This window comes from Azospirillum formosense (genome assembly GCF_013340925.1).
In the GTDB taxonomy this organism is placed as follows: Bacteria; Pseudomonadota; Alphaproteobacteria; order Azospirillales; family Azospirillaceae; genus Azospirillum; species Azospirillum formosense.
Genome location: NZ_WHOR01000235.1, coordinates 1 through 9318, shown reverse-complemented (window position 1 = coordinate 9318; position 9318 = coordinate 1). Strand labels below are relative to the sequence as shown.

Sequence of the window (9318 nt, the reverse complement as noted above, 5' to 3'; positions counted from 1 at the left end):
GTTTTTATCCCCTCCCCTGCGAAAGCGGGGGAGGGTCAGGTTGGGGCAAGCCCCTTACTCCGCGTGCACCTGCACACGCGCGACGTCCAGCAGACGAGCCAGCTCCTTCTCCACGCGGTGGTCGGAGATGTCGACGCCCTTGGCGTGCAGGTCGGCGGCCAGACGGTCACGCACGTCGTGCGGACCGGTGGCCGCAATGTCGGCGTCGATGATCTGGCGGACATAGGCGTCGGCCTCGCCACCGGTCAGGCCCAGCAGGCCCGCCGCCCAGAGACCCGCCAGCCGGTCGCGGCGGGCGCGAATCCTGAAGAGCAGGTCCTGGTCGTGCTGGAACTTGTTCTCAAAGGCCCTCTCGCGCTCGTCGAAGGTCGTCATGGGACCCGGCTCCTTGGATTGGTTTTGCGCTCCCAGATACAAGACTATATAGCCGGTGGATCGGGCGTCGTCATCGCCCCCACCCACCGGCCAATCGGCGAATCCGGCGTGCGGCGACATACCCAAGAGGGAAGCGGAAGGCAAGATTCCCCATGTGCAGCGTGATCCTCCTGCGACGACCGGACGCAACGTGGCCCCTGATCCTGGGCGCCAACCGCGACGAGATGGCCGGACGGCCCTGGAAGGCCCCGGCGCGCCACTGGCCCGACCGCCCCAACGTCGTCGCCGGGCTGGACGAGCTGGCCGGCGGCTCCTGGCTGGGCATGAACGACGAGGGCGTCGTCGTCGCCGTGCTGAACCGCATGGGCACGCTGGGGCCGGAGGCCGGCAAGCGGTCGCGCGGGGAGCTGGTGCTGGACGCGCTGGATTTCGCCGACGCGGCGGAGGCGGCACTGGCCATGGCGCAGCTCGACACGCGGGCCTACCGCCCCTTCAACCTGCTGATCGCCGACAACCGCGACGCCCGGCTGCTCGTCCATCGCGGCCCCTCCCCGCGCAACCGCCCGGAGGTGGTCGATATCCCCGCAGGCGTGCACATGGTCACCGCCAGCGACCTGGACGACGTGGCGGAGGACCCGCGGCAGGCCCAGTACCTCCCCCTTTTCCAGCACGCCGCACCGCCCGAGCCGGAGCGGGGCGAGGCCGGCGACCGGTGGGGCGGCTGGCCGGAATTGCTGGCGAGCCGCATCTGGGACGACGGCGAGCGGGGCGAGCGCGGGGCGATGAACTTCCTGCTGCCCACCGGATTCGGCACGGTGTCGAGCGCGCTGATCGCCCTGCCCGCCGTGGAGCGCCCGGATCTGGACCCCGTCTGGCACTTCGCCGCCGGCCGCCCCCACGAGGCGCCGTGGCAGCCCGTCTCCCTGGGTTGAGGCCGCGGCAGCCCCCGCGCATTGTGTTCCCTGGGCCAGCTTGCTATATCACTCGTGCATATCCCCTGGACCGGTCACCCATCGGCCCAGGCTACACGTTTTTGGACGATCTCTCATGACACGACGTCGGCGCATCTACGAAGGCAAGGCGAAGGTCCTGTTCGAAGGTCCCGAGCCGGGCACGCTGGTGCAGTACTTCAAGGACGACGCGACCGCCTTCAACAACCAGAAGAAGGGCATCATCACCGGCAAGGGGGTGCTGAACAACCGCATCTCCGAATACCTGATGAGCCGTTTGTCGGAAATCGGCGTGCCGACGCACTTCGTGCGCCGCCTGAACATGCGCGAGCAGCTTGTTCGCGAGGTCGAGATCATCCCCATCGAGCTGGTCGTGCGCAACACCGCCGCCGGCTCGCTGTCCAAGCGCTTCGGCATCCCCGAGGGGACCCCGCTGCCGCGCTCGATCATCGAGTATTATTACAAGTCCGACGAGCTGAACAATCCCATGGTCACCGAGGAGCACATCACGGCCTTCGGCTGGGCGGCTCCGCAGGACCTCGACGACATGGTGGCGCTGTCGCTCCGCGTGAACGACTATCTGTCGGGCCTCTTCCTCGGCATCGGCCTGCGGCTGGTGGACTTCAAGCTGGAGTTCGGCCGGCTGTGGGAGAACGAGGAGATGCGCATCGTCCTGGCCGACGGGATCAGCCCCGACAACTGCCGCCTGTGGGACATCAAGACCAACGAGAAGCTGGACAAGGACCGCTTCCGCCAGGATCTCGGTCAGGTCGAGGAGGCCTACCAGGAGGTCGCCCGGCGCCTCGGCATCCTGCCCGAAGGCGGCCCGGTGGACGTCAAGGGCCCCAAGACCGTTCAGTAATCCCCTTATCCCCTATCCATCAGCACCATCAAGCGAGCGGACATCCGATGAAGGCGAAGGTTCACGTCACCCTCAAGCGCGGCGTTCTCGACCCCCAGGGCAAGGCCATCGCGCACGCGCTGCACACGCTGGGCTTCGACGGCGTCGAGGACGTCCGCGCCGGCAAGGTCATCGAGCTTCAGCTCAAGAGCACCGACGAGGCCGCCGCCCGCAAGGAGGTCGAGGCCATGTGCAGCAAGCTGCTGGCCAACACCGTGATCGAAGACTACGCGATCGAGCTGGTGGCCTGAGAGTTGATGGCCTAAGGCCGTCCTCACTCAATCCTGCCTGTCGGAAAATGGGGGATGCGCAACCGCTGCGCATCCCCCATTTTCGTTCGACCATGTCCATCGACCATCTCTCCGCGCTCGATCCCATCTTCGCCGAGTCCCTGCGCGTCGGCGGCCCGACGGTGCGCGACTTCCGCCGCCCGGACGGCTTCTCCGGCCTGCTCTGCCTGATCATCGAGCAGCAGCTGTCCACCACGGTCGCCGCGGCGCTGTGGGCCAAGCTCCAGGCCATGGTCGGGGTGGTGACGCCCGACGCCATCCTGGCTCTGCCCGACGAGGATTTGCGGGCCTGCGGCCTGTCGCGCCAGAAGATCGGTTACGCCCGCGGGCTGGCCCAGACCGTCGCGGACGGCCGGCTGGACTTCGACGCCATTCACAAAATGGATGACGAGGAGGCCATCGCCGCCCTGGTCGCGCTGAAAGGCATCGGGCGCTGGACCGCCGAAATCTACCTGATGATGGCGATGGACCGCCCCGACATCTGGCCGGTCGGCGACCTCGCCATCCAGCTCGGCGTGCAGCGGCTGAAGGGCTGGGCGGAGAAGCCGACCCAGGCGCAGCTCCTCGCCGTCGCCGAGCCCTGGCGCCCGCACCGCAGCCTCGCCGCCAAGCTGGTGTGGCACCATTACGTGGCCTTGCAGGAGCAGGCCAGAGCCCTGAAGACGGCCAAGAACAAGAAGACGCCCAAAGGAAAGACGACACCGTGACCGAGACCACCATCACCGCCGTCCTCGTCGGCAAGGCCGCTCCCTTCGGTCCGCCGGGACGCACCAGCGCCATCGCCAAGTCCCCGGTGGACGGCCCGCGCGCGGTTGGCCCCGAAGGCTTCCTGGACGACGAGCAGGCCGACCGCCGCGTCCATGGCGGGCCGGACAAGGCCATCCACCATTACCCGATGGACCACCACCCGGCGTGGCGGGACGAGCTGGGGGCAGAGGTGCCGCTGCTCGGCCAGCCCGGCGCCTTCGGCGAGAACCTCGCGACGCTAGGCCTGACCGAGGTCGACGTCTGCGTCGGCGACCGCTTCCGCGCCGGCACCGCCCTGCTGGAGGTCGCCCAGGCCCGCCAGCCCTGCTGGAAGCTGAACCACCGCTTCGCCGTGCCCGACATGGCCAAGCGCGTCCAGACCACCGGGCGCACCGGCTGGTACTATCGCGTGCCGGAACCCGGCCAGATCGGCCCTGGCGACCGGCTGACCCTGGTCGAGCGCCCCTACCCGCACTGGACGCTCGCCCGGCTGCTCCACGTCCTCTATGTGGACACGCAGAACCGGGAGGCGCTCGCCGAGATGGCCGCCCTGCCGGTGCTGGCCCAGACCTGGCGCACGCTGGCCGAACGCCGGCTGACCCAGGGGGTCGAGGACTGGACCAAGCGCCTGAACGGCGGCGACTGACCCCTCAGCGGCGGGCGGTCGCCCACAGCCCCCCCGCCGCGCCCACCGCCACCAGCGCCAGGACGGCGGACAGCAGAAGCGCCGCCGTCTCCCCCGCCCGCTCGATGATGACCGCGTAGCCCATCGGCGCCAAGGCGGCGGCGTAGAAGCTCGGCACCAGCAGCCGCCCGACCGTCCGGCCGTAGCTCTGCGGGTCGAACAACACCAGCGGCAGCGTGCCGCGCACGATGGTCGCCAGCCCGGCCCCCGCCCCGAACAGCAGCGAGAAGGCGACGCCGGCGGCCAGCGCCTCGCCGCTCCACAAGCCGATCAGGAAGCCGGGCAGCGGCAGCCCGCAGGCGATCAGCGCCAGGGAGGCGGGATGCAGGCGGCCGCCGGACACCACCTCGCACAGCCGGGCCGAGGACTGGCCGACGCCGCGCACCGTGGAAATCCACACCGCCGCCGCGGGCGCCGCCCCCAGCCCGACCAGGATACCGATCATGTGCGCCGACATCGCCGAGGTCAGCACGCCGACCGCCGTGGTCATCACCATGTAGAACACAGGCGCCACCCAGGCCCGCCGTCGCGGGTCCGCGGGTCCGGCGGGCTCCGTCCCGGCGGGCACCGGCGGTCGCACGTAGCGGTCGGACGGGATGGCGGCGTGCAGCGGGATCGTCAGAAGCGCGATGACGGCGTAGGCGACCAGCGCACCGCGCCAACCCCAGGCGTCGGCCATCGCCTGCCCGACCGGCCACAGCACCGTCGAGGCCAGCCCGCCCAGCAGCGTGATCTGCGAGATCGGCACCCGCGCCAGCGGGCCGCCCAGCCGGGCCAGGGCGGCGAAGGCCGCCTCGTACAGGCTCGCCCGCATCGCCAGACCCAGCACCAGCCAGGAGGCGTAGTAGCTCACCAGCCCGGTGGAGGAGGCCAGCCCCAGGCATCCCGCCGCCGTCAGCAGCGAGCCGATGACCATCACCGGGCGGCCGCCCCAGCGGTCGATGGCCCGCCCGACGCTGCCCGACACCACCCCCATGACCAGCAGCGCCGCCGTGAAGCCGCCGAAGGCCACCGGCAGGCTCAGCCCCAGGTCGGCGGCCATGGGATTTCCGAAGATGGCGATCAGGTAGTAGGAAATCCCCCAGCACAGCAGCTGCGAGACGCCAAGGAACCAGACCAGCCGGCGGGTGATGTGCGACATGACGGACCAGGGAACCACGGAAAGCGGCAAGCACCCTAGCCAGCCGGTCGGACACCGACAAACGACTTGTCTTCCACCCACCGGTGAGAAAAACTCAACGGATGTCCTCCCGCTTCCCACCGCTGAACGCCCTGCGTGCCTTCGTCGCCGCCGCCCGCCATTCCAGCTTCCGCCTCGCCGCGGAGGAGCTGAACGTCACCCCCGGCGCGGTCAGCCGCCAGATCCGCAGCCTGGAACTCTTCCTCGGCATCCCGCTGTTCGACCGCAGCCAGCGGCAGGTCCGGCTGACCGAGGCCGGGGCGCGCTACTTCACCCGCATCGCCGACCTGTTCACCGAGATCCAGCAGGCGACCGACACGCTGCTCGACGGCGACGGGCGGCGGACGCTGCGGGTGGACTGCATCCCGACCTTCGCCATGCACTGGCTGCTGCCGCGCCTGCCCCTGTTCCAGCAACGCTTCCCGGAGCTGGCGGTGTCGCTGTCCACCGCCCCCGGCCCGATCGACACCGGCCGTCCCTTCGACTACGCCATCCGCCGCGACCCCGCCCATTTCGCCGGGCTGAAGCCGCTGCCCCTGATGCGCGAGCATTGCGTGCCGGTGTGCAGCCCCTCCCTGCCGGGGCTGGAGACGCTGCGCAGCCCCGCCGACCTGACCCGCCGGACGGTCGTCACCATCCGTGCCCGCGCCGACCTGCTGCCGGCCTGGAGCACGGCGCACGGGCTGGAGCTGGACGCCTTCCGCAACCGGATGGAGGTCGACCACACCTACTTCGCCATCCAGGCGGCGGAGGACGGGCTGGGCGTCGCCATCGTGCCGCGGCTCTTCGTGGAACGCCCGCTGGAGACCGGGCGGCTGACCGCACCGCTGGGGGCCGAGGGGGTGGTGTCCGGCCACTATTACCTGCTGGAAAGCCGCCAGCGCGGCCACACCGAGGCGCCGGCCTTCCCCGACTGGCTGCGCGAACAGGCCATGACGTCCGGCAATCCCTCTCCCGCCCCGGGAGAGGGTGGCGCCGAAGGCGCCGGGTGAGGGTCGTGCGAGGATCAAGGCACCGATCCTTGACGGCACCCTCACCCTCCCGCCGCAAGCGGCGGGCCCCTCCCTCTCCCGGGGTGGGAGAGGGGTTTCGCTTTGTGGAATGGGTCCTTGCCCTTGCTTTGGCGGGGCGGGGCCTTTAGTGTCCGGCCTCGAACCGTTCCCCCCACGACGCCGGATTTTCCAAGCCCCATGAAGGCCGCCGTCATCGTTTTCCCCGGCTCCAACCGCGAACGCGACGCCGTCGCCGCGCTGGAGGCCGCCAGCGGAACCAAGCCGCATCTGGTCTGGCACCGCGACACCGAACTGCCCAAGGTCGATCTCATCCTCGTGCCGGGCGGCTTCTCCTATGGCGACTATCTGCGCTCCGGCGCCATGGCGGCGCACTCGCCGATCATGCGCGAGGTCAAGGCGCGGGCCGATCAGGGCGTGCGGGTGCTCGGCATCTGCAACGGCTTCCAGATCATCACCGAGGCGGGGCTGCTGCCCGGCGCGCTGATGCGCAACGCCAAGCTGAAGTTCATCTGCCGCACCGTGCATCTGCGGGTGGAGAACACGGACAGCCCCTTCACGGCTAAGTACCGCAAGGGCCAGATCGTCCGCTACCCGGTGGCGCACGGCGACGGCAACTACTGGACCGACGCCGAGACGGTGAAGCGGCTGGACGGCGAGGGCCAGGTGGCCTTCCGCTACGTCAGCGACGAGGGCGACGCCGCCCCGCGCTGGAACCGGAACGATTGGAACCCGAACGGTTCGCTGGACAACATCGCCGGCATCTTCAACGCCAAGCGTACCGTGCTCGGCCTGATGCCGCACCCCGAGGACGCGGTGTCCGCCTTCCATGGCAACACCGACGGCAAGCCCATGTTCGACGGTCTGGTGGAGGCCCTGTCGTGACCACCGCGCAGCAGCCCGCAGTCTCCCTGGAGATGGCCCGCGAGTTCGGCCTGTCCGAAGGGGAATACAACAACGCCCTGGAGATCCTGGGGCGCCAGCCGACCTACACGGAGCTGGGCATCATCTCGGTGATGTGGTCGGAGCATTGCTCCTACAAGTCGTCGAAGAAGTGGCTGATGACGCTGCCGACCACCGGCCCGCAGGTCATCTGCGGCCCCGGCGAGAACGCCGGCGTGGTCGATGCCGGCGACGGCGACGCCATCATCTTCAAGATGGAGAGCCACAACCACCCGTCCTACATCGAGCCCTTCCAGGGTGCGGCGACGGGCGTGGGCGGCATCCTGCGCGACGTGTTCACCATGGGCGCCCGGCCCATCGCCAACATGAACGCGCTGCGCTTCGGCGCGCCCGAGCATCCCAAGACCCGCCATCTGGTGTCGGGCGTGGTGGCCGGCATCGCCCATTACGGCAACTGCGTCGGCGTGCCGACGGTCGGCGGCGAGACCAACTTCCACCCGGCCTACAACGGCAACATCCTGGTCAACGCGATGACCGTGGGCGTCGCCAAGGCCGACCGGATCTTCTATTCGGCCGCCGCGGGCGTCGGCAACCCGGTGGTCTATGTCGGCTCCAAGACGGGCCGCGACGGCATCCACGGCGCCACCATGGCGTCGGCCGAGTTCAGCGAGGATTCGGAGGAGAAGCGCCCGACCGTGCAGGTCGGCGACCCCTTCACCGAGAAGCTGCTGATCGAGGCCTGCCTGGAGCTGATGGAGACGGACGCCATCGTCGCCATCCAGGACATGGGTGCCGCCGGCCTCACCTCCTCGTCGGTCGAGATGGCCGGCAAGGGCGGGCTCGGCATCGAGCTGGTGCTCGACGACGTGCCGATGCGCGAGGAGGGGATGACCCCCTACGAGATCATGCTCTCCGAAAGCCAGGAGCGCATGCTGATCATCCTGAAGCCCGGCCGCGAGGAGGTCGCCAAGGCGATCTTCGACAAGTGGGAGCTGGACTTCGCCGTGATCGGCACGCTGACCGACACCGGCAAGCTGGTCATCAAGATGCACGGCCAGACCTGGTGCGACATGCCGATCGCGCCGGTGTCCAACGCCTCGCCGCTCTACGACCGCCCGTGGGAGCCGACCCCGGCCGCCGCGGAGCTGGAGGACGCCGTGCGCGTCCTGCCGGCGGACAAGACGCTGGGCGACATCCTGGAAAAAATCATGGCCTGCCCCGATCAGGCGTCCAAGCGCTGGATCTGGGAGCAGTATGACAGCCTCGTGAACGGCGACACCCGCTTCATGTCCGGTCAGGCCGACGCGGGCGTGGTGCGGCTGCCCGGCCAGAGCAAGGGCATCGCCGTCACCACCGACTGCACCCCGCGCTACTGCCTCGCCGACCCGGTGCGCGGCGGCGCCCAGGCGGTGGCCGAGGCCTACCGCAACCTGTCCGCCGTCGGCGCCCTGCCGCTGGCCGTCACCGACAACATGAACTTCGGCAACCCCGAGAAGCCGCGGATCATGGGCCAGTTCGTCGGCGCCATCCAGGGCATGGCCGATGCCTGCCGCGCTCTGGACTTCCCGGTCGTGTCGGGCAACGTGTCGCTCTACAATGAGACCAACGGCGAGGCGATCCTGCCGACTCCGGCCATCGGCGCCGTCGGCCTGCTGCCGGACGCCATGATCGCCGTCGGCATCGCCTTCAAGAACGAGGGCGACACGATCCTGCTCGTCGGCGAGGGCACGGGCCATCTCGGCCAGTCGCTCTACCTGCGGGAGATCCTGGGCCGCGAGGACGGCCCGCCGCCGCCGGTCGATCTGGCGGTGGAGCGCCGCAACGGCGAGTTCGTCCGCGGCCTGATCGCCGAGGGTCTGGTGGTGTCGAGCCACGACATCCAGGACGGCGGCCTGCTGGTCACCGTGGCCGAGATGGCCATGGCCGGCGGCATCGGCGCCAACCTGTCGGGCCTCGACGGTGCGGACGCCGGCACCCTGTTCGGCGAGGACCAGGGCCGCTACGTCCTGGCCGTCCGCGCCGACAAGGCCGCCACGGTGCAGGAGAAGGCCAAGGCCGCCGGCGTGCCGGTGAGCGTGCTCGGCAAGACCAACGGCACGGCCCTGACCGGCCGCGGCGGCGAGGCGATCACCATCGCCCGCCTGAAGGCGGCCAACGAGGCCTGGCTGCCCGGCTACATGGCCGCCGCCGAGTGATCGGACGCGGTTGAGGGTTGAGGAACGGAAGGCCGGGCCATCGCTCGGCCTTTTCGTTTTGGGGCGGAGTTTTGCCCCCACC

General features: G+C 69.9%; 10 protein-coding genes. 8 read left to right on the top strand and 2 right to left on the bottom strand.

What is annotated here, in order from left to right; genetic code table 11:
• Positions 1 to 54 precede the first annotated feature (54 nt).
• Entirely contained in the window at positions 55 to 375 is a 321-nt protein-coding gene (locus tag GBZ26_RS22990; RefSeq protein ID WP_174440842.1) for a DUF1476 domain-containing protein, read from the bottom strand.
• A gap of 152 nt (positions 376 to 527) precedes the next feature.
• On the opposite strand from GBZ26_RS22990, the gene GBZ26_RS22985 reads away from it, so the two are divergent.
• The 5 genes from GBZ26_RS22985 to GBZ26_RS22965 all read left to right on the top strand — a co-directional run bounded on the left by GBZ26_RS22985 (position 528) and on the right by GBZ26_RS22965 (position 3909).
• Positions 528 to 1307, top strand: a complete 780-nt coding sequence (locus GBZ26_RS22985; protein WP_174440841.1) for an NRDE family protein — start codon at positions 528 to 530, stop codon at positions 1305 to 1307.
• A 115-nt stretch (positions 1308 to 1422) separates the two neighbouring features.
• Entirely contained in the window at positions 1423 to 2187 is a 765-nt protein-coding gene (purC, locus tag GBZ26_RS22980) for a phosphoribosylaminoimidazolesuccinocarboxamide synthase (protein ID WP_174440840.1), read from the top strand.
• Positions 2188 to 2234: 47 nt separating this feature from the next.
• Positions 2235 to 2477, top strand: a complete 243-nt coding sequence (purS, locus tag GBZ26_RS22975; protein WP_014239518.1) for a phosphoribosylformylglycinamidine synthase subunit PurS — start codon at positions 2235 to 2237, stop codon at positions 2475 to 2477.
• 92 nt (positions 2478 to 2569) lie between these two features.
• Complete coding sequence (locus GBZ26_RS22970; RefSeq protein WP_174440839.1) at positions 2570 to 3223, top strand: DNA-3-methyladenine glycosylase family protein; 654 nt, start codon at positions 2570 to 2572, stop codon at positions 3221 to 3223.
• A complete protein-coding gene (locus GBZ26_RS22965) occupies positions 3220 to 3909 on the top strand; it encodes an MOSC domain-containing protein (protein WP_222069755.1) in 690 nt (229 codons plus the stop codon). The genes GBZ26_RS22970 and GBZ26_RS22965 overlap by 4 nt, the downstream gene beginning before the upstream one ends.
• 4 nt (positions 3910 to 3913) lie before the next feature.
• Here GBZ26_RS22965 and GBZ26_RS22960 read toward each other — a convergent pair whose 3' ends face one another.
• Positions 3914 to 5089, bottom strand: a complete 1176-nt coding sequence (locus tag GBZ26_RS22960) for an MFS transporter (protein ID WP_174440838.1) — start codon at positions 5087 to 5089, stop codon at positions 3914 to 3916.
• 101 nt (positions 5090 to 5190) lie between these two features.
• Here GBZ26_RS22960 and GBZ26_RS22955 point away from each other — a divergent pair, with 101 nt between their 5' ends.
• The 3 genes from GBZ26_RS22955 to purL all read left to right on the top strand — a co-directional run bounded on the left by GBZ26_RS22955 (position 5191) and on the right by purL (position 9236).
• Positions 5191 to 6120 (top strand): LysR substrate-binding domain-containing protein, encoded by a 930-nt coding sequence (locus GBZ26_RS22955; RefSeq protein WP_174440837.1) that lies wholly within the window; start codon positions 5191 to 5193, stop codon positions 6118 to 6120.
• A gap of 198 nt (positions 6121 to 6318) precedes the next feature.
• Complete coding sequence (gene purQ / locus GBZ26_RS22950; protein WP_014239512.1) at positions 6319 to 7023, top strand: phosphoribosylformylglycinamidine synthase subunit PurQ; 705 nt, start codon at positions 6319 to 6321, stop codon at positions 7021 to 7023.
• 32 nt (positions 7024 to 7055) lie between these two features.
• Positions 7056 to 9236 carry a phosphoribosylformylglycinamidine synthase subunit PurL gene (gene purL, locus GBZ26_RS22945; protein ID WP_174440843.1) on the top strand — a complete coding sequence of 727 codons (2181 nt, stop codon included), beginning with the start codon at positions 7056 to 7058 and terminating at the stop codon, positions 9234 to 9236.
• The last annotated feature ends 82 nt before the right edge of the window (positions 9237 to 9318 follow it).

Excerpts from the sequence above, each read along its gene's own strand:
- GBZ26_RS22990 (WP_174440842.1), bottom strand. The coding sequence starts at position 375 with ATGACGACCTTCGACGAGCGCGAGAGGGCCTTTGAGAACAAGTTCCAG.
- GBZ26_RS22985 (WP_174440841.1), top strand. The coding sequence starts at position 528 with ATGTGCAGCGTGATCCTCCTGCGACGACCGGACGCAACGTGGCCCCTG.
- purC (WP_174440840.1), top strand. The coding sequence starts at position 1,423 with ATGACACGACGTCGGCGCATCTACGAAGGCAAGGCGAAGGTCCTGTTC.
- purS (WP_014239518.1), top strand. The coding sequence starts at position 2,235 with ATGAAGGCGAAGGTTCACGTCACCCTCAAGCGCGGCGTTCTCGACCCC.
- GBZ26_RS22970 (WP_174440839.1), top strand. The coding sequence starts at position 2,570 with ATGTCCATCGACCATCTCTCCGCGCTCGATCCCATCTTCGCCGAGTCC.
- GBZ26_RS22960 (WP_174440838.1), bottom strand. The coding sequence starts at position 5,089 with ATGTCGCACATCACCCGCCGGCTGGTCTGGTTCCTTGGCGTCTCGCAG.
- GBZ26_RS22955 (WP_174440837.1), top strand. The coding sequence starts at position 5,191 with ATGTCCTCCCGCTTCCCACCGCTGAACGCCCTGCGTGCCTTCGTCGCC.
- purQ (WP_014239512.1), top strand. The coding sequence starts at position 6,319 with ATGAAGGCCGCCGTCATCGTTTTCCCCGGCTCCAACCGCGAACGCGAC.
- purL (WP_174440843.1), top strand. The coding sequence starts at position 7,056 with ATGGCCCGCGAGTTCGGCCTGTCCGAAGGGGAATACAACAACGCCCTG.